Below are 19,316 nucleotides of genomic sequence, written 5' to 3'. Positions count from 1 at the left end.
CGGCCGGAGCAACGTGAAAAGCCTACTACAGGATTCGCCGCGAGCACGAATCGAGCCAGGGCGCCCGGGCGCGTCCCGTCCGGTGGAACAACCGGAGCGGGCCGGGCGTTCTGATCAGCGTGAGCATCCTCGACAGTCTCGTGATCGGCGCAGGGCAGGCCGGGCTCTCGGCGTCCTTCCATCTCGGGCGACTCGGCATCCCGCACGTGGTGCTGGATGCGGATGACAAGCCCGGCGGCGCCTGGCAGCACCGCTGGGACGCGCTCACGATGCGCGACGTGCACGGGGTGGCGGAGCTGCCCTCCGACGACCCTCCTCCGCGCGACGACGCGCGCGCCAACGTGGCTGTCCCCGCGTATTTCGCCGCGTACGAACAGCGGCACGCTCTTCCGGTGATCCGCCCGGTGCACGTCGAGCGCGTCGAGGACCACGACGGCCTGCTGGTCGTGCGCGCCCCGGAGGGCGAGTGGACGACCAGGACGCTCGTCAACGCCACCGGGACCTGGACGCACCCGTTCCTGCCGCACTTCCCCGGCATGGAGACGTTCCTCGGGGAGCAGCTGCACACCGTGGACTACCCGGGCCCGGAGCACTTCCGCGGCAAGCGCGTCCTGGTGGTGGGCGGGGGAGCATCAGCGGTGCAGTTCCTCGGCGCGCTGGCGCCCCTCACCGACACGCTCTGGGTCACGCGTCGGCCTCCGGTCTGGCGGACCGACGACTTCACGCCGGAGGCCGGAGCGGCCGCCGTGGCGCTGGTCGAGCAGCGGGTCGCCGCCGGGCTCCCTCCGGAGAGCGTGGTCAGCGTCACGGGCCTGATGCTGCGGCCGCAGGAGCGCGAGGCGGAGCAGCTCGGCGCCTACGCGGACCGCCGGCCGCTGTTCTCGCGGATCGAACCCGACGGGGTGCGCTGGGCGGACGGATCCTTCGAGCGCGTCGACGTGATCCTCTGGGCGACCGGCTTCCGGCCCGCCATCACGCACCTGGCCCCGCTGCACCTGCGCAGTGCGGCCGGAGGCATTCAGCTCGACCGCGGCGGTCGCGGCACGACGGCGGTCGCGGACCCGCGCGTGCAGCTCGTCGGCTACGGTCCCTCCGCGAGCACCATCGGGGCCAATCGGGCGGGGCGGGCGGCCGCGAAGGGTGTCCAGCGGGCGCTTCAGCGTGCTGCCGCGCCCGTCACCAGCGGTTGAGCACGTCTTCCGCGAACCCCTCGATCCCGTCGACGCGCACACGGGCGCCCTCGACGTCGCGCACCCAGCCCGACCAGACGCCGAACAGCTGATCCGTCCTGCTCGCGATCACCAGGGCGTTGGTCTGCGAGTGCTTGTCGTAGAAGGGCGTGAACGTCAGATCCGCGGTCTCCCCGTGGATGTGCCACGGCTGCATGAACCGCTCGGGGTCGTAGTCCCAGACGTAGTCCTCGCCGAGCTTGGAGAGCCGGCCGTCGACGACGAGGGCGTTCTCAGTCGTTCCGGAGCCGTCGGTCCACTTCGAGCCGAGCTGCAGCCCGATCACGCGGCCCTCTACGATCCCGCTGCCGGCCGCCCAGTTCCAGTGCACGCGGTACGGCCAGCGTCCGCGCCCGTGGTCGAGCACCGCCCAGCTGCCGGCAGGCAGGTCATGCGCGACGCCGTTCACGCTCAGGTACCCGGTGGCGGGACGGGCGACGTCCTTCACGGTGTACTGGAAGCGCGTCGGGTCTCCTTCCTCCCGGAGCCAGGGCACGACCACACCGAGCGAGTCGTGATCGCGAGGGCGGGCGGCCATGATATCGAAGGAGACTCCGGGTGCGCGTCCGCGCAGGCGGGTTCCGTCGAGCGACTCGTCGACGTCGATCGTCAGGCGCCGGGTGCGGGCACGCGCCGGTCCCTCGCCGAGCGAGGCCGGAAGTTCGGCGCTGCGGCTCCCGGGTGAGATCACGGTCGACCCCGCGCTCTCTCCCGTGGCCCGGTCGAGCACCCAGATCTCGTGGAGGGACATGTAATCGACGCTGGAGACGGTGAGTGAGACGAGGTGCGCCGGACTCATCACATTCCAGTACTCCCAGCGCTTGTTGCGTCCCCACGAGCGCCGGTCCGGGATGCCGGAGGTGTCGTGCAACGGAGTGCGCGACCACCCCAGCGCCTCCGGGTTCAGTCCGCCGTCCGCACGGGTCAGCGATATGCGCGCGAGGATCTCGCGCTCGGTCGAGGGGGTGGGCGTCATCGTCCTGCCATCCGAAGGGACACCGCTGCGGGTCGGCGTCGTAGCCCGATTGTAGGGGTGCGGGACGATCGACGTGTTCTCGATACGCTGGGGAGCATGCTGCGCATCGTCTTCACCGTCGTCTGGCTGCTGCTGTCGGCTTGGCTGCTCATCTGGGTCGGAGAAGGACTGTTCGGGGTGGATCAGCGCGAATCGGTGCTGCCGTTCGCGGGAGACGACACGCTCGGCGCTCCGATCCTCATCGGCGTCGCCTGGGGGCTGCTGCTGACCTTCGGCGGGATGACGTCGGGTCTCGGCCGCCGGAAGCGCGTCCGCGGGGAAGCTCAGATCGGGGTGGGAACCATCGTCGAGCTCTCCCGAACCGGCCTGACGGTCAACGACGTCCCGCAGTACGACCTGTACATCCGGGTGAGTCCCACCGGCGCCGACGAGTTCATCGGTCAGCTGCGGATGCTCGTGGACGCCTCGGACCTGGCGAGCCTGCAGGTCGGGGTTCCCGTTCCCGTGCGGTACAGCCTCAGCGATCGGGACACCGTGGAGCTGGCTGACCTCAGCGATCCGTCGGTCCGGGAGGCGATGCTGCAATGGCGGATCGACCACGGTCTGATCCCCCCGGGCCAGGTGCGGGCGCGCACCTCCGGCACGCAGGTGCCCGCATCCGTGCTCGAGGTGCGGCCGACCGGTCGGCGTCGTGAGGGACAGAGCGAGCTGCAGCTGCGCGTGCTGATGGCACCGGACGGGGCGCCGACCTGGGAGGCCGAGACCACGGTGTTCGTGTACCCGCAGGCCGTGCCGCACCTCCAGGTCGGTGCGCCGGTGTGGGCGTTCTATCGGCGGGAGGACCCGCAGACGGTCGCCGTGACCATCGAGAAGGAGGAGGGGCGATGAACGCGCTGGACACGCTCATGTGGCTGGTGAACTTCCCCGCGGCGCACGGTTACGCCATGGTCTTCATCGCGGGGTTCTCCATCCTCGGGTTGTTCGCCGCATCGGCCAAGACCGCCGCGCCCGGCGGTGCGCTGCGCAGCATCCGCGAACGCGAAGGGCTGCTCTCCGGCGAGGGACGACCGCGGGGACAGGTGGGTAGCGCGGTCGTGCGCATCGTGTTCCGCATCCTGGCGTTCGCGATGCTGGGCTCGCTCGTGATCGGCATCCTCAGCCTGACCGGGGTTCCCGTCACGCGCGCGTACATCTACGACAACGGTCGCCCGACGACGGCGACGGTCGACGGCGACTGGGTGACCTTCACGACCGCCGAGGGGGTCGAGTACACCCTCGAGAGCAACTTCTTCACACCCGCCGTCTACCCCGATCGGGATGCCTACTTCCCGGGCGGGGAGCCCGTCGTGGTCCGCTACCTGCCCTCGCACCCGCAGGCGTTCGTGATCGACAGCGAGCAGACCCCGCGCTGACGGGCCGGAGCGTAGGGTGAAGGTATGTCCCGTATCCTCGTCTTCGGCGGCCACGGCCGCATCGCCCTGCTCCTCGCCCCTCTCCTCGCCGCCCGCGGAGACGAGGTGACCGGTGTCATCCGCAATCCGGAGCACATCGCCGACGTCGAGGCCACGGGTGCTCGCGCGCTGGTCGCCGATGTCGAGGGTCTCGACGTCGACGAGCTGGCGGAGCTCATCCGCGGTCACGACGCCGTGGTCTGGTCGGCCGGCGCCGGAGGAGGCTCGCCGGAGCGCACCTATGCGGTCGATCGCGACGCCGCCCAGCGTTCCATGGATGCGTCGGAGCGCGCCGGCGTCCGCCGATACGTGATGGTGTCCTGGCTCGGCTCCACTGCGGATCACGGCGTGCCGGAGGACGACTCCTTCTTCCCGTATGCGGACGCGAAGTGGGCTGCGGACGAGCACCTGCGCGGCTCGGGTCTCGAAGGCACGATCCTCGCTCCCGGCACCCTCACCTTCGACGAGCCGACAGGTCGCATCCGGATCGACCCTGAGGGCAGCGGCGCCGTCTCCCGCGCCGACGTGGCCGCCGTGATCGCCGCTTCTCTTCAGGAGCCGTGCACGATCGGGCGGACCATCCGCTTCGGCAACGGCGACGCGGAGTCGGCGGTGCCGATCGAGCAGGCTCTCGCCTGCTGACGATGCATCGCGTCAGGGGAGCGGCATGAGGTATCCGTGGGCTGCGGGTGCGCTGGTCGCTCTCCTCTGCGGTCTCTGCGCGGTGCCAGGGGCCACGGCGGCGGTCCGTGAGCCGGTGCCCGCGAGTGCCGCCGCCGAGAGCGCTCCGCCGCATGCCCTCGCCGACCGCGCGGCGTCTCTCGTCCGAGAGATGAGCGTGGCGGAGCGGGCCTCGACCATCGTGATGGGTCATGTCGCGAGCACCGATCCCGCGCTCCTCCGGTCGTACATGCAGTCGGGCATCGGCGGGTTCATCCTGATGGGGCCCAACATCCCCGCGACGGAGCCCGAGCTGCAGGCTCTCACGGCTGCGCTCACCGTCGACCCCGCGCTCCCGCCCCTGATCGCGGCGGACCAGGAGGGCGGGATCGTGTCGCGGTTGGCGGGCGACGACTACCCGGCGTCCACCTCGCTGAAGGAGCGGCCGGTCGCCGACACCAGCGCAGCGTTCGCGGCACGCGGGTCGCTGGTGGCCCGCGCGGGCATCACGGTGAACTTCGGCACCGTCGCGGACGTGACCGACGATCCCGCCTCCTTCATCCACGGCCGCGCGCTGGGCACCGATCCTGCCGCCGCCGCCGAGCGCGTCGCGGCAGCCACTGAGGCCCAGGAGCCGTTCGTCGCCTCGACGCTGAAGCACTTCCCCGGCCACGGTGCTGCTGCGGGAGACTCGCATCACGCGATCCCGAGCAGCCCTCTGGCGCTCGACGACTGGCGACGTTCGGACGCTGTGCCGTTCGCGGCGGGAATCGACGCCGGGGCCTCTCTGCTGATGTACGGCCATCTGGCGTATACGGCGGTCGATCCGCTCCCGGCTTCCCTGTCGCCCGAATGGCATCGGATCGCCAGGGAGGAACTGGGCTTCGAGGGCGTCGCCGTCACGGACGACCTCGGGATGCTGCTGTCATCGGGCGATCCCGCGTACGCCGATCCGGTCGCCAACGGCATCGCCGCGGTGGCCGCAGGAAACGACCTGGTGCTGATGGTCGCGGGATCCGATGCCGGGACGGCTTCGCGGATGGCGGCGGGGATCGCCGCCGCGGTCGAAGCAGGCACGCTTCCCGCGGACCGTCTGGAGGAGGCGGCGGTCCGCGTCGTCACGCTGCGGCTGCAGCTGAGCGCTGCGGCCGCGCGCTGGTCGGTCTGCGCCGACTGCGATCCGGCGCACTGATCCTCAGGCCGCGCTTCTGGCGCTCTCGCCCAGCCAGGCGCTGAGCAGTGCCGTCCGCAGCGCCGCGCCGCGGTCCGCGAATCCGCGCTGACGTCGGACGTACTCCGCCTTGCCCTCGGCGGTCTCGATGGGCACGGGCGTGATCTCCCACGCCGACAGGTCGTACGGCGCCGCCTGCATGTCGAGCAGCCGGATGTCGCGAGCCAGCTCGAACGTGTCGAGCAGCAGCTCGCCGGGGATCAGGGGGCCGAGCTTCGTCGCCCACTTGTACAGATCCATGCCCGCGTGCAGGCAGCCGGGCTGTTCGACCAGCGGCTGCTCCTCCCGCGTGAGCATCGTGCGATTGCGCGGGACCGCGTCGGGGGTGAAGAAGCGGAAGGCGTCGAAGTGCGTGCAGCGCAGATCGTGGCTCTCGACCACCGCGTCCGTGCCGGCGCGTCCCAGCCGGAGGGGGACGGCATGCCGATGCTCCTCCGCGCGGTAGACCATCGCCCATTCGTGCAGCCCGAAGCAGCCGAACTGGCCGGGGCGGGAGGCGGTGCGCCGCAGCATCCGCTCGACGAGAGCGGCCAGCTCGGGCTTGTCGGCGGCGAACGCTGCCGCGTCGGGGACCGCGCCGTCGTCGCTGCGACCGGGGGAGTACCAGCGCCAGTCCAGGCGCTCGACGGCGTCCGCGAGTTCGATCCCTGCTCCCGGGTGCCAGCGTCGGAGCTGCGCCGGTTTGTAGGAGTAGTACGTGAACAGGAAGTCCCACACCGGGTGCTTCTCGGAACGGGACGCTCGATCCCGATGGTCGGCCGTGAGCGCATCGGCGCGCTCCTGATGCGCCTTCTCGCGGGCGATCCAGTCCGGACGGGTTATGCGCATGTCAGTGCAGGATGCCGACGTCGCCGAGCTGGTCGCGGAGTCCTGCGCCGTCCTCGGCGCTGACCCAGGGGGCGGCGTCGTCGGCGTGCGGCTCGTGCTCGGCACGACCACCGGCGAGGACCGCTTCGGCGGGAAGCAGGCGACGGATCGCCACTCCGGCCACGGAATCCGGGTACTCCTCGAGGAACTGGCTGTAGATCGCCTCGTCGTGCTGACCGTCGTCGCCGATGAGGAGCCACTTCACGTCGGGGAACTCGGTCGCCAGGCGGCGGAGGTTGGTCAGCTTGTGCTCACGGCCGCTGCGGAACCAGCGCTCATGAGTGGGCCCCCAGTCGGTCAGGAGCATGGAGCCTGCGGGGAAGAGGTGACGGCCGAGGAAGCGCCACAGCGTGGGCGCGACGTTCCATGCCCCGGTCGACAGGTAGACCATCGGGGCGCCGGGGTGCTGACGCAGCAGCTGGTCGAGCAGCACAGCCATGCCGGGGACCGGGATGCGCGCATGCTCGTCGAGGACGAAGGAGTTCCAGAACGCGATGAACGGACGCGGAAGAGCCGTCACCATCACAGTGTCGTCGACGTCGGACACGACCCCGAAACGGGTCTCCGCCGCGACGATGAACGCCCGGGCCTCCACCGGTTCCTGTCCCTCGACGGAGATCTGGAACGTCTGCCAGCCCGGTTCGAGGTCGACCTTGATCATCGCGTCCACGACGCCGCCGCGGTCGGCGACGACCTGATGCGTCGTGTCCCCCATGTGCACCGTGACCGATGCGAACCCGACCGGGATCCCGACGAAGCTGCGCCATCCGCGGACACTCGCCGGTTCGCCGTCTCGCGTGCGACGCTGCGGAGGCACGATGAGGACGCGTCCGACGACGCGCACCCAGCCGGGTCCGCCGTAGCCGGGGAACGGGAGGATGGTGGCGACACGGCCGCGACGGCGCGCTCGACCCTCACGCCAGACATGGAGGCGATGTTCGAGTCGGGCGAACCAGTGGATCCGGGGGGCCGGGGGAGCGGATGCCATTGGCTCAGTCTTTCACGTCGGCGTCCGCCTCCGCCTCCGGTGCTTCCAGGTGCCGCGCCTCGAGACGCTGCAGCAGCTTCTTGCCGAGGTAGGCCAGCAGCAGGAACAGGGCGATCACGCCGACGAAGATGTACCCGGCGAAGTGCACGCGGTCGACCAGGTCGCGGAAGCTCCCCGCCGCGAGCGAGGTCACGCTCACATAAGCGGTGGCCCAGATGATGCAGGCCGGAGCGGTCCAGGCCAGGAAGCGCCGGTACGGGTATTCGCTCATCCCCACGGTGAGCGGGACCAGCGAATGCAGCACGGGGAGGAAGCGCGAGAGGAAGATCGCGATGCCTCCGCGGCGGGCGAGGTAGTTCTCGGCGCGGACCCAGTTGTGCTCGCCGATCCGGCGTCCGAGCCACGATGCCCGGATGTGCGGACCCAGCCAGCGGCCGAGCCAGAAGCCGATGCTCTCGCCGATCAGGGCGCCGACGACGACCGCGACGCCCATCGCGATGCCCTCCCACGGGGTGGCCACGCCCATCGACGCGATGATGACGATGGTGTCGCCCGGCACGATGAGGCCGATGAGGATGCTGGTCTCCAGCAGCACGGCGAGACCAGCGACCAGGGTGCGGGTGATCGGGTCGATCGACTGCACCGCGTCGAGGAGCCAGAGCAGGAGGTCATCCACCCCATGAGGATACGGGAGCACGCCGGTCGTAGGCTGGCAAGGTGCCCGAACGTCTGACCGCCCGTCCGCTGCGCTCGCGGGTGCGGCCAGCCGAGGTGTTCCGGACGCTCGAACAGCGCGCCGCGGACGTCTTCTGGCTCGACGCCGGCGCGGATGCGACCGAGGGCTGGAGCTTCGTCGGAACGGGGGTCCCTTCCGCGCTGCCGGAGGACGTCGACCTCGCCGCCGCTGATGACGACTCCGCGCTGCCGCCGTTCCGGGGCGGCTGGGTCGGGTGGCGGGACTACGAGAGCGGCGCCGCCGCTGCCGGCGCCCCGACGAGGAGCGACGACCCGGCGTCGGCGCTGTCGTGGCTGCGCGTCACGTCCGCCGTCGCGTTCGACCACGCAACCGGTCGCGCATGGGCGCTGAACGGCACCGACGACGAAGGGACGTGGACCGCGGACGTCGAGGAGTGGAGCCGGCAGCCGCAGCCCGAAGACGCCGAGCGCCCGACGTCCGCTCGGCTGCCCGCGGAGGCCAGGCACGACCCGGGAGAGTACGCCGTGCTCATCGAGCGCTGCCGCGATCTCATCAGGGCCGGCATCGCCTATCAGCTCTGCCTGACGACCCGGTTCACCGTCGCCGGTTCGCACGATGCCGCGCAGGTGTACCGCCGCCTCCGATCCGCGACCCCCTCGCACCACGGCGGATTCGTGCGGATCGGCGGACGCTCGCTGCTGAGCGCGAGCCCCGAGCAGTTCCTCCACGTCCGGGGCGGCGTCATCCGCACCCGCCCGATCAAGGGCACGCGCCCCCGCAGCACCGACCCCGTGCAGGATGCCGAGCTCGCCGCAGAGCTCGCCGCCGACCGCAAGGAGCGCGCGGAGAACGTCATGATCGTCGACCTGATGCGCAACGACCTCTCCCGCGTGTGCGTGCCGGGGAGCATCCGGGTGGACGGCCTCTGGACGGTCGAGAGCTATCCCGCCGTGCACCAGCTCGTGAGCACGGTGAGCGGCGCTGCTGCTCCGGGCACGACGGTCGGGGCGCTGCTGGCGGCCACGTTCCCCGCCGGAAGCATGACCGGCGCCCCGAAGCTCTCCGCGATGACGCGGCTGCACGAACTCGAAGGCGGTCCGCGCGGCGTCTATGCGGGGTGCTTCGGCTACATCGGCGTGGACGGGGCGGTCGATCTCGCGATGGTGATCCGCAGCATCCTGATCGACGAGGCGGGCGCCGCGGTCGGAGCCGGCGGCGGCATCACGTGGGGCTCGGTCGCGGCGGCGGAGGTGGCGGAGGTCGCCACCAAGGCGAAGGCCCCGCTGGCCGCGCTCGGCGCCGAACTGCCGGTGCCCTGGGGTTCCGATATCCTGAACTGATCCCGCTTTTTCCACAGATTGGTCGTGCGTTCGTTGTCTGAGAACCTGTCCACCGCTCCCTCCGACGAGGAGACCCCGTCGGCGCACGCCATCCAGAAGAAGTGGCAGAAGTACTGGGCGGACAACGGCACGTTCCTCACCGGAGGCGACGAAGACACGCGGCCGCGCCGCTACGTGCTGGCGATGTTCCCGTATCCGTCGGGTGATCTGCACATGGGGCACGCGGAGAACTACCTGTACTCCGACATCGTGGCGCGGTTCTGGCGTCATCGCGGGCACAACGTGCTGAACCCGATCGGCTGGGACTCGTTCGGTCTGCCGGCCGAGAACGCGGCGATCCGTCAGGGCGCCGACCCCCGCGAGTGGACGTATCAGAACATCGCGCAGCAGAAGGTCGGCTTCGAGGCGTACGGCGTCTCGTTCGACTGGAGCCGGGTGCTGCACACGTCCGACCCCGAGTACTACCGCTGGAACCAGTGGCTGTTCCTGAAGATGTACGAGCGTGGCCTGGCCTACCGCAAGAAGAGCCCCGTCAACTGGTGCCCGAACGACCAGACCGTGCTGGCGAACGAGCAGGTCGTCGACGGGCGCTGCGAGCGCTGCGGCTACGAGGTCGTGAAGAAGAAGCTGACCCAGTGGTACTTCCGCATCACCGACTACGCGGACCGTCTGCTGGACGACCTGAACCAGCTGGAGGGCTTCTGGCCGCACAAGGTGCTGCAGATGCAGCGCAACTGGATCGGCCGTTCGATCGGCGCCGATGTGGACTTCCGCATCGAGGGTCGCGACGAGCCGGTGACCGTGTTCTCCACGCGTCCCGACACGCTGCACGGAGCGACGTTCTTCGTCGTGGCGCCGGACTCCGATCTGGCCGCCGAGCTGGCGGCTGAGGCGCCGGCCGAGGTGCGCCAGCGCTTCCAGGACTACCTGGAGCAGGTGCAGAAGGAGTCGGACATCGACCGGCAGTCCACGGACCGCCCGAAGACCGGTGTCTTCCTGGAGCGCTACGCCATCAATCCGGTCAACGGCGAGAAGCTGCCGGTGTGGGCTGCGGACTACGTGCTGGCCGACTACGGGCACGGCGCCGTCATGGCCGTCCCGGCACACGACCAGCGCGACCTGGACTTCGCCCGCGCGTTCGACCTGCCGGTCAAGGTCGTCGTCGACACGACCGCCCCCGTCACGGGCGCGATGCCGGTGATCGAGGTCGACGAAGAAGGCGTGCCGATCGACACCGGCGCCGCACTCGACGAGCAGAACCCGGCGTCCACGGGCGTCGCCCTCACGGGTGAGGGGCGCATGATCAACTCCGGCGCGCTGAACGGGCTGTCCAAGCGCAACGCGATCGCTCGCGCGATCGAGCAGCTGGAGGCTTCCGGAACGGGTCGCGCCGCGAAGAACTACCGTCTGCGCGACTGGCTGATCTCGCGTCAGCGCTTCTGGGGCACTCCGATCCCGATGTTGCACGCGGAGGACGGGCGGATCATCCCCGTCCCGGAGGACAAGCTGCCGGTGAAGCTGCCGAGCGTCGAGGGGCTCGACCTCAAGCCCAAGGGCACGTCGCCGCTGGGTGGAGCGGAGAGCTGGGTGCGCACGGTCGACCCCGAGACCGGTGATCCCGTGCTGCGCGATCCCGACACGATGGACACGTTCGTGGACAGTTCCTGGTACTTCCTGCGGTTCCTGTCGCCGAACAGCGACACCGTGGCGTTCGACCCGGCGCAGGCCGATCGCTGGGCCCCGGTGGACTCGTACATCGGCGGCGTCGAGCACGCGATCCTGCACCTGTTGTACGCACGGTTCATCACCAAGGTCCTGTTCGACATGGGGCTGATCGACTTCACGGAGCCGTTCTCGAACCTGATCAACCAGGGCATGGTGCTGCTCGACGGGCAGAAGATGTCCAAGAGCAAGGGCAACCTGGTGCTCTTCCAGGAGGAGCTCGACGCGCACGGTGCCGACGCGCTGCGTGTCGGCCTGGCGTTCGCCGGTCCCGTGGAGGATGACAAGGACTGGGCCGACGTGTCGACCACGGGTGCGCAGAAGTTCCTCTCGCGCGCGCTGCGGATCGCCCATGAGGTCTCCAGCCCCATCGACGTGGCGTTCGACGGCGGCGATGCGGCGCTGCGGCGTGCGACCCACAAGCTGCTGGCCGAGGCGCCGGCGCTGGTCGAGCAGACGAAGTTCAACGTGCTGGTCGCCCGCCTGATGGAGCTCGTGAACATCACGCGCAAGACGATCGACGGCCCTCGCGGAGCGGGCGACCCCGCGGTGCGCGAAGCCGCGGAGACGATCGCCGTGATGCTCGACCTGATCGCCCCGCACACCGCGGAGGAGATGTGGGAGCTTCTCGGTCATGAGCCCTCCGTCGGCCTGGTGACCTGGCGCTCCGCGGATCCGGCGCTGCTGGTCGAGGACACGGTCACGGCTGTCGTGCAGGTGGGCGGCAAGGTCCGCGCGCAGCTGGAGGTCCCCGCGCGGATCGGGGAGTCGGAGCTCGAGGCGCTGGCGCGCGCGGACGAGCGCGTGATCCGGTCCATCGGCGACCGGGAGATCGTCAAGGTCGTCGTGCGCGCGCCCAAGATCGTCAGCATCGTCGTCAAGGGCTGAATCCCGTCTGTCGCGGCGGACTGCTGCGACAGACGGGCTCACATCCGCGGGCCGGTGGACCGCGCCTGCCGCAGTGCACGCCTCGCTGCGCCAGCGATGACCAGGAGCAGTCGGGTTTCTCCACATGCGCGGATCGCGCGGAGTTGTGCACGGGCATCGAGTCGCGAGAGGAGTGCGCCCTCGCAGCGCCGCTAGCGTGGCCCGATGACTTCCCCGCCGCCACCGCCCCCGCCGCGGCGTCGTCTGCGTCTCGGCATCGGCGCGGCCGTGGTGCTGGCCCTGGTCGTCCTGTCCGCGGCGGTCGGGATCGGGATCCTACGAGGTCGGGAAGAACCGGTCGACACCATTGCGGTGACGGATGCCGACGGGAGCACCGTCGCGCCCTCCGGAGAGCTGTACGTGCATGTACTCGGAGCGGTCGCACGACCCGGGCTCTACGTGCTCCATAGGGATGCGCGTCTCGTCGATGCCGTCGCGGCCGCGGGCGGGACGACGGAGGAGGCTGATCTGGGAGCCGTGAACCTCGCCCGCCTACTGGAAGACGGGGAGCAGATCGTCGTGCCCGCGATCGGGGCGGCTCCGGAGGCGTCGGGTGCTCCAGGGGGTGCGGCGTCCGGCGACGAGCGGATCGATCTGAACACGGCTGACCAGGCCGCCCTCGAGTCGCTGCCCCGCATCGGACCAGCGCTGGCGGAGCGGATCATCGCATGGCGCGAGGAGAATGGCCGTTTCCGCTCGGTGGACGATCTGCTCGCCGTCCCCGGTATCGGTGAGAAGCTGCTCGCCGGGCTGCGCGACGGGGTCCGGATATGAGGTGTTCTCACGGCGGCGCGGAACGCCTCCTCCGTGCCGGGGTCCTCCTGGTCCAATGACCTGATCGCTTTCCGGACCACGTGTTCGGTCCGGGCATCGGCGAGCGGAGTGCCGTCGTAGGGCGTGCCTGGGGACGATCCTCCGCTCCGCGGTGTTCCGCGCGGATGCAGGACGGCGAACCTGCTGACCGTTCATCGTGGACATGCCGCTCGTCCCGGCTTGTGGCGGTGATGTCGGGATCTGGTCTCAACTGCTCCTTCTGCACCACAGGTGAGTGGCGTCGGTTGTCCGCCGACAGCGTTCCGGTGGGCGGCGACGGGGTGCGGCGGACCCTACGGTTTCTGGCATGCACCGTGCCGGGAGACCTCGCGACCTCCGTCTGGTGCTGCCCGCTCTCGGGGGATGGGCTGCGGCGCTCGTCGGGGTGTTCTGGCCGAGCGCCTCGTGGCCCCTGGTGGGGGGGAGGTCTCGCCGGTACGGTCATCATCGCGCTGTTCGGTCGAGCTCGTCACTCGCGGGGATGCCGGGGGCGGCACGACCTCGCGGTGGTCGTCTGCGTGGTGATGGCCGGTGTCGCACTGTCGGTGGCGTCGGCGACGCCATCTCGAGAACGGGCCGCCGCGGGGGACGGGCGGGTCGTGGAGCTGCAGGCGGAGGTGACGTCGTCGGCGTCGCCGGGACGCGACGGGCGGCTGTGGGTGGAGGCGCAGACGATCGGCCTGGGAGCGCCTGGAGAGGTTTCGGCGGTGTCGGTCCCGGTGCGGATCGGCGTGCCAGAGTCCGACGGGGTCGATCCCGGCGCCCGGCTGCGGGTGATCGGTGAAGCCGAGGCGACGGATCCAGGGGAGCGGGCCGTACTCGTGGTGTACGCGACCGAGGCCCAGGTCAGGCGCGGGACAGAGGGAGTATTCGCCATCGCCGCGGGCTTGCGGCATTCCTTCGTGCAGCGGGTACAGCGCCTTCCTGAGCCGGGTGCCGGCCTCCTTCCGGGGCTCGCCGTGGGAGACACGCGGGCGGTGTCGGACGCACTGAACGACGACATGCGGTCGAGCGGGCTGAGCCACCTCACCGCGGTGTCCGGCGCGAACTGTGCGATCGTCGTGGGGGCGATCTTCTGGCTGACGGCGCTGTGCGGCGGCGGTCGGGCGGCGCGCGTGGTCCTCGCTCTCCTCGGTCTCGCAGGATTCGTGGTGCTGGTCACGCCGGAGCCGAGCGTGATCCGTGCCGCCGTCATGGCGGCGGTGGGCATGCTCACGGTGCTGTTGGGGCGACCGAGCGCGGGGGCGGGGCTGCTGGCCCTGTGCGCCGTCGGAATCCTCCTGGCGGATCCGTGGCTGGCCGCGACACCCGGGTTCGCGCTCTCCGTCGCCGCCTCCGGGGCCCTCATCCTGCTCGCTCCTCTGCTGGCCGCCGGTCTCGGCAGGTTCCTGCCGCAGCCCGTCGCGCTGGCCGTGGCGGTCCCGCTCGCCGCACAGCTGGCCTGCGGACCGATCATCGCCCTGTTCGCGGAGCAGCAGTCCCTGGTCGGAGTCGCCGCGAACCTGGTCGCGGCTCCTGCCGCTCCGATCGCCACCGTGATCGGCTTGATCGCCTGTCTTGCCGCGCCCGTACCCGGAGTTGCAGACCTCCTCTCGGCGTCGGCCTGGCTTCCCGCCGCCTGGATCGCGACGACCGCCACCACCGCGGCCGACCTGCCTCACGGTCAGCTGCTCCTCCCGGCGGGCATGACGAGCGCTGTGCTCGTCGCGGCGGTGAGCGGCGCGATCGTGCTCGTGCTCATCCGTCCCGCCGCGTTACCGGGACGGCGCTCGGCCGTTCGCGTTCTCGCGCTCCTCCGCGGCGGCGCGGCGACCGTCCTCGTGCTCGCGTTGTCGCTCGGAGGGGCTCGGATCCTCCTCGACGGCCCGCTGGCCACGCTGGCGGCGCCGGAAGGCTGGTCGATCGCGGCGTGCGACGTGGGGCAGGGTGACGCCGTGCTCGTCCGGTCCGGGGACTCTGTGGCGTTGATCGACACGGGTCCCGCGCCGGAGCCGCTCTCCGCGTGCCTGCGCTCGCTCGGCGTCGCCCATGTCGATCTGCTCGTGTTGACCCATTTCGACCTGGACCATGTCGGCGGCACGGCAGCCGTGCGCGGACGGGTGGGCGCCGTCCTCCACGGCCCCACTGCGGAAGAGACGGAGCGTCGACTCCTCCGCGACCTCGCCGACGGAGGAGCGCGGGTGGATGAGGCGTCGACGGGCAAGACCGGAGTCCTGGGGCAGGCAAGATGGCGGGTGCTGTGGCCGCGTCGGCCGTCGGCGGCGTTCCCCAGCGGCAACGACGCGAGTGTGGTCATGGAGTTCGACGGCGGAGGCGTGCCGCGGTCGATCTACCTCGGCGACCTCTCCGCGGCGCCCCAGCGAGTCCTCCTGCGCGCCGCGAGGCTCGGACGATACGACGTGGTGAAGGTGGCGCATCACGGCAGCGCGGATCAGGATCCCGATCTGTATAAGGCGCTCGCGACGCGAGCCGCTCTCTTCAGCGTCGGGGCCGACAACGACTACGGGCACCCGCGCACCGAGACGCTGGAGCTGCTGGCCGCGAGCGGCGCGAGGGTATTGCGTACCGACGAGCGCGGGCGCATCCTGCTCGGTCTCCGCGATGGCGAGTTGCGTGTCTGGACGGAGAAGGTCGGCCCGTGAAACGGGCAAGTCCGCGCTCTCCGCTGAGTAACCTGGTTCCATCCACCGCCGGCGCGAGCGATCGACGCCGGACGCACGCGGAGACAGGAGCCGGGAGAGATGGCGGAAGCATCGCAGAGCAAGGCGGGCGCGCGTGCAGGGCGCGGGCTCAGCCGGGAGCTCATCGTCGAGACGGCTCTCGCGAGGATCGACAGGGTCGGCACGCAGGGTCTGTCGATGCGTTCGCTGGCGCAGGAGCTCGATGTCGAGGCGATGTCGCTGTACCGCTACGTCCACGGACGGGAGGATCTTCTCGAGGCGGTCGTGGCTCTCCTGATGGGAGACCTGACGGCACGTCTCGACGATGAGGTCGCCGAGCATTGGCAGGGGTTCCTGCAGAGCGTGGCCCACCACGTCCGGCGCATCGCCATCGAGCATCCACGGGCGTTCCCGCTGGTCGCCACCCGACACCCGTCAGCCCCGTGGCTGCGTCCGCCGCTTCGCAGCGTCGAGGTGGTCGACACCTTCCTGAGCGCCCTGCTCGAACGGGGGTTCAGCGACGAGCAGGCCGTCGGCGCCTACCGCTCGTTCAGCAGCTTCCTCCTCGGACAGCTCCTTCTCGAATCGGCGACGCGGGGCGCGGAGACGGCTCCGGCTTCGGAGCCCCTCGACGAAGGCGGGGCGGACATCCCGGAGCATGACGGCCGCGAGGGGCTCGAGGACGCCCCGCAGGTGGCGCGTCTGCGTGCGCTGCTCAGCGAGGACCGCAGCGACGAGGAGTTCGAAGCCTCCCTCGAAGCGCTCCTCGACCGCCTCGATGGCGAACTCACCCAGTGATGGGCCGGTCAGTGCCTGGCATCCTTCTCCGCAGAGTCGTCGTCAGCCGCTGACTGCTGGCGGAGGCGGCGTCCCTCCTCGATGTCCTTCTGCTCCTTCTGCGCGACCTTGTCGCTCTTGCGGGTGTCGCGCGGAGGCAGCTGGATGTCCTCCTCGGCGGCGATGCCCGCCTGGAGCTGGCGCCCCCGCTCGAGCTCGGCATCGAACTCGGCGCCGAACAGCAGCGCGAGGTTGGCGATCCAGAGCCAGAGCAGGAAGATGATGATCCCGGCCAGAGAGCCGTAGGTGCGGTCGTAGTTCGAGAAGTTCGCGACGTAGAACCCGAACGCCAGCGTGGCGAGGCCGAGCACGACGATGGCCAGCAGGGCGCCGATGCTGATCCATCGGAACTTCGGCTGCTTCGCATTCGGAGTCGCGTAGTACAAGATCGCCACGATCAGCACGACGATGAAGGCGAGCAGCGGCCACTTGGCGATCGACCAGATGGTCTGCGGCACGTCGCCGATTCCCAGCGCGTCGCCCAGAGCCTCGGTCACGGGTCCCGAGACGATCAGGATGATGGCGGCGACGACGAGAAGCACGATGGTGATGACCGTGACGAGCAGCTGTGCCGGCTTCAGCTTCCAGAACGGACGGCCCTCGTCGATCTCGTAGATGCGGTTCATCGCGCGGCTGAAAGCCCCGACGTAGCCGGACGCGGACCAGATCGCCAGCAGGATGCCGAAGACCAGAGCGAACCCCGCGGCCGGAGATGTGGACATCTGCTCGATGGGTCCGCGGATCGTGTCTGCGGTGTCTCCCGGGGCGACCTGCTCGACGATGTCGAGGACGGCATCGCTCGCGGTTTTGCCCTGCCCGAAGACGCCCAGGAGCGAGAAGATCGCGACCAGGCCGGGGAAGATCGACAGCACGGCGTAGTAGGTCAGCGCCGCAGCGATGTCGGTGCACTGGTCGGACGAGAACTCGCGGATCGTCTTCTGCAGGACGTACTTCCACGAGCGTCTGTGCAGATCGTCGGGGGAGTCGGGCTTGCGTCCCTCTTCCGGGTCCGGGGCGCGGCGATCGGTGGACGGGGCGCTCTTGCTCATGGCAGGTCCTTCGTGTGGGAGAGGAGGACCCGCCGCGAGGCGGGTCCTCCCTGTCCGGCGGGGTCAGGCCCCGGAGATGTTCTCGCGGGCATCCTGCGCTTGGCCGCGGACCTCTGCCGCGGCCGTCTGCGCCTCGTCCGAGACGGCGGCGACGGAATCCTGGGCGGACTCCTTCACGGCTGCGAAGGAGTCCTGCACGGGCTGCTTGAGGTGCTCGCCCACCTCCTTCGCCGCATCGGTGACCTCGTCGACGAGCGGCTGCGCCTGGTCCTTCACGGTGGCCGCCAGATCCTTCTCCTTGGAGGAGGCGGGGATCAACGATGCCACGAGGAGTCCGGCGCCGAACGCGATCAGGCCGACGGCGAGGGGATTGCCCTCCGCCTTGGCGACGACCCGGTCCTTGACGTCTCCGACGTGGGATCCGGCGTCCGAGAGGGCGGAGCCGGTGTCGTCGGCGGTGCCCATCACACGCTCGCGGACGGAGTGGAACGCTCCACGCACCTTGCCCATCTGCCGGTCGACCATCTTCGACGGGGAGACCTTGTCGGCCAGGGCGTCGACGTCCAGGCCGAGGTCCGCCCTGGTCCGCTCGATGTCGGCTCTGATCTCATCGGGTGAATCGCTCATCGGTTCTCCTCATTCCTTTTCAGCGTTTCGGGTATCTCTTTGAGTGTGTCGACGGTCTGCGGCGCACCCTCGACCTGCGCGAACTGGCCGCGTCCGACGACGAACAGGATCGCGGCGATGATCGCCCACAGGACCGCGACGATCACCGCCGCCCATCCGCCGCCGATCAGGGTGCCGAGCCACCACCACAGCGCCACCGACAGGAAGAAGACGGCCATCAGCGCGCCGTATCCTGCGGCGCCCATCAGGCCCGCTCCCTTCGCGGACTTCGTTGCGGATTCCTTCAGCTCCGCCTTGGCGAGCGTGACCTCCTGGCGCATCAGGGTCGAGATGTCTCTCGACACCTCCCCGAGAAGGTCGCCGAGCGACGTCGAGGCCGCCTTCTGCTCAGACGGTGTGGGGTCGGTCATAGCCGTCCTCCCCGCCGATGTCCGGTCGTGTCGACGCGGTCTGGTCGTACAGCGGTGTGCCGGCACCGACGTCCGTGGTCGTACCGACGGGGACCGGTACCGCGGGGTCGGGCTGCACCTGCACGGGCGGCGGCACCGGGGCCGGCGTGGCGTCCTTGTCGTCCGACGCGTTCGATGCGAGTGCCCGCGTGAGCCGGCCGACGGCGACGCCGACGACGGCTGCGGCCAGGATGAAGGTTCCCGGCTTGCGACGGGCGTAGCGCTTGACCTCGGTCAGCACCGAACCCGGGTCGCGGTCTCCGAGCCAGCTGGCGGCGGAGGACAGGCGACCGGAGACCTGCTGCACCAGATCGCCGGCGATGCCGCTCCCGGAGGAGTTCGCTGCCATCGATCCGAGTTCGTCGCTGAGGGAGCGCAGGCCGCCGGCGACGCGCTGCTGCTGCGTGTTCGCCTGCTCCTTCAGCTCCCGCTGCGTCTGCGCGTAGAGATCTTTGGCCTGGGTCTTCGCTTCGCCGACGACGGTGGCGGCCTCGTCCTTGGCTGTGCCGAGGACATCCTTCGCCTGCGTCGCCGCCGTGTCCTTCAGGTCAGCGGCTTCGTGCTTCACTGCATCGACCTTGCCTGGGGAATCGGGGGAGTGCACGTCCGAGCCGTTCAGGCTGGTCGTCTCTTTGTTTTCCGACATCGGGGCTCCTTTTCGCGGACCGATCGGTGGGATCGGTTTCCCCTGTCTAGACCTCGGGTGGGCGTCAGCCATCTCCCTTGCGCCGGATGGACTTACGGTGTAAACGCACATCACGACGGCGTGCACCGGATCGGAGCAGACACCGTG

18 protein-coding genes are annotated in these 19,316 nt (G+C 70.2%); 10 read left to right on the top strand and 8 right to left on the bottom strand.

Annotated elements, in window-relative coordinates:
* The first annotated feature begins 119 nt into the window (after positions 1-119).
* A complete protein-coding gene (locus tag CSX12_RS10100; protein ID WP_017202357.1) occupies positions 120-1,190 on the top strand; it encodes an NAD(P)-binding domain-containing protein in 1,071 nt (356 codons plus the stop codon).
* Here the strand turns inward: CSX12_RS10100 and CSX12_RS10095 are convergent.
* The gene (locus CSX12_RS10095) at positions 1,177-2,205 is read right to left on the bottom strand and encodes a DUF2804 domain-containing protein (protein ID WP_124895685.1); all 1,029 of its coding nucleotides are present in this window, start codon (positions 2,203-2,205) and stop codon (positions 1,177-1,179) included. The two genes, CSX12_RS10100 and CSX12_RS10095, sit on opposite strands and share 14 nt — an antisense overlap.
* A 96-nt stretch (positions 2,206-2,301) precedes the next feature.
* Here CSX12_RS10095 and CSX12_RS10090 point away from each other — a divergent pair, with 96 nt between their 5' ends.
* From CSX12_RS10090 to CSX12_RS10075, 4 genes are read left to right on the top strand one after another with little or no spacing between them, the layout of a single operon-like run.
* Positions 2,302-3,093 (top strand): hypothetical protein, encoded by a 792-nt coding sequence (locus CSX12_RS10090; protein WP_124895684.1) that lies wholly within the window; start codon positions 2,302-2,304, stop codon positions 3,091-3,093.
* Positions 3,090-3,617: a hypothetical protein gene (locus CSX12_RS10085; RefSeq protein ID WP_124895683.1), complete on the top strand. Its 528-nt coding sequence runs from the start codon at positions 3,090-3,092 to the stop codon at positions 3,615-3,617. Before CSX12_RS10090 ends, CSX12_RS10085 begins: the two co-directional genes overlap by 4 nt.
* Positions 3,618-3,641: 24 nt before the next feature.
* Positions 3,642-4,298 (top strand): SDR family oxidoreductase, encoded by a 657-nt coding sequence (locus tag CSX12_RS10080; protein ID WP_124895682.1) that lies wholly within the window; start codon positions 3,642-3,644, stop codon positions 4,296-4,298.
* 25 nt (positions 4,299-4,323) lie between these two features.
* Positions 4,324-5,508 (top strand): glycoside hydrolase family 3 N-terminal domain-containing protein, encoded by a 1,185-nt coding sequence (locus CSX12_RS10075; protein ID WP_124895681.1) that lies wholly within the window; start codon positions 4,324-4,326, stop codon positions 5,506-5,508.
* Positions 5,509-5,511: 3 nt separating this feature from the next.
* Here CSX12_RS10075 and CSX12_RS10070 read toward each other — a convergent pair whose 3' ends face one another.
* The 3 genes from CSX12_RS10070 to CSX12_RS10060 are packed head-to-tail and all read right to left on the bottom strand — an operon-like array spanning position 5,512 to position 8,078.
* Entirely contained in the window at positions 5,512-6,375 is an 864-nt protein-coding gene (locus tag CSX12_RS10070) for a 3-methyladenine DNA glycosylase (protein ID WP_124895680.1), read from the bottom strand.
* Between the two features lies 1 nt (position 6,376).
* A complete protein-coding gene (locus CSX12_RS10065) occupies positions 6,377-7,402 on the bottom strand; it encodes a phosphatase domain-containing protein (RefSeq protein ID WP_017202350.1) in 1,026 nt (341 codons plus the stop codon).
* Between the two features lie 4 nt (positions 7,403-7,406).
* A complete protein-coding gene (locus tag CSX12_RS10060) occupies positions 7,407-8,078 on the bottom strand; it encodes a DedA family protein (protein ID WP_017202349.1) in 672 nt (223 codons plus the stop codon).
* Positions 8,079-8,119: 41 nt separating this feature from the next.
* Here CSX12_RS10060 and CSX12_RS10055 point away from each other — a divergent pair, with 41 nt between their 5' ends.
* From CSX12_RS10055 to CSX12_RS10035, 5 genes are all read left to right on the top strand, one after another.
* Positions 8,120-9,439 (top strand): anthranilate synthase component I family protein, encoded by a 1,320-nt coding sequence (locus tag CSX12_RS10055; RefSeq protein ID WP_124895679.1) that lies wholly within the window; start codon positions 8,120-8,122, stop codon positions 9,437-9,439.
* 24 nt (positions 9,440-9,463) lie between these two features.
* Complete coding sequence (gene leuS, locus CSX12_RS10050) at positions 9,464-12,049, top strand: leucine--tRNA ligase (RefSeq protein WP_206427064.1); 2,586 nt, start codon at positions 9,464-9,466, stop codon at positions 12,047-12,049.
* 204 nt (positions 12,050-12,253) lie between these two features.
* The gene (locus CSX12_RS10045) at positions 12,254-12,862 is read left to right on the top strand and encodes a ComEA family DNA-binding protein (protein WP_124895678.1); all 609 of its coding nucleotides are present in this window, start codon (positions 12,254-12,256) and stop codon (positions 12,860-12,862) included.
* Between the two features lie 563 nt (positions 12,863-13,425).
* On the top strand, positions 13,426-15,543 hold the full coding sequence (locus CSX12_RS10040; protein WP_124895677.1) for a ComEC/Rec2 family competence protein: 2,118 nt from the start codon (positions 13,426-13,428) through the stop codon (positions 15,541-15,543).
* 99 nt (positions 15,544-15,642) lie between these two features.
* Positions 15,643-16,359 carry a TetR/AcrR family transcriptional regulator C-terminal domain-containing protein gene (locus tag CSX12_RS10035; protein WP_124895676.1) on the top strand — a complete coding sequence of 239 codons (717 nt, stop codon included), beginning with the start codon at positions 15,643-15,645 and terminating at the stop codon, positions 16,357-16,359.
* Between the two features lie 8 nt (positions 16,360-16,367).
* Here CSX12_RS10035 and CSX12_RS10030 read toward each other — a convergent pair whose 3' ends face one another.
* The 4 genes from CSX12_RS10030 to CSX12_RS10015 all read right to left on the bottom strand — a co-directional run bounded on the left by CSX12_RS10030 (position 16,368) and on the right by CSX12_RS10015 (position 19,169).
* Positions 16,368-17,447 carry a YihY/virulence factor BrkB family protein gene (locus CSX12_RS10030; protein WP_124895675.1) on the bottom strand — a complete coding sequence of 360 codons (1,080 nt, stop codon included), beginning with the start codon at positions 17,445-17,447 and terminating at the stop codon, positions 16,368-16,370.
* Positions 17,448-17,510: 63 nt separating this feature from the next.
* The gene (locus CSX12_RS10025) at positions 17,511-18,074 is read right to left on the bottom strand and encodes a DUF3618 domain-containing protein (protein ID WP_017202342.1); all 564 of its coding nucleotides are present in this window, start codon (positions 18,072-18,074) and stop codon (positions 17,511-17,513) included.
* Positions 18,071-18,484, bottom strand: coding sequence for a phage holin family protein (locus tag CSX12_RS10020; protein WP_017202341.1), 414 nt, complete (start codon positions 18,482-18,484; stop codon positions 18,071-18,073). The genes CSX12_RS10025 and CSX12_RS10020 overlap by 4 nt, the downstream gene beginning before the upstream one ends.
* A complete protein-coding gene (locus CSX12_RS10015; protein ID WP_017202340.1) occupies positions 18,462-19,169 on the bottom strand; it encodes a hypothetical protein in 708 nt (235 codons plus the stop codon). Before CSX12_RS10015 ends, CSX12_RS10020 begins: the two co-directional genes overlap by 23 nt.
* Between the last annotated feature and the right edge of the window lie 147 nt (positions 19,170-19,316).

The organism is Microbacterium sp. Y-01 (genome assembly GCF_003856715.1).
Lineage (GTDB): Bacteria > Actinomycetota > Actinomycetes > Actinomycetales > Microbacteriaceae > Microbacterium > Microbacterium algeriense.
The sequence above is the reverse complement of the archived record's forward strand: the minus strand, read 5'-3'. Positions and strand labels throughout refer to the sequence as shown.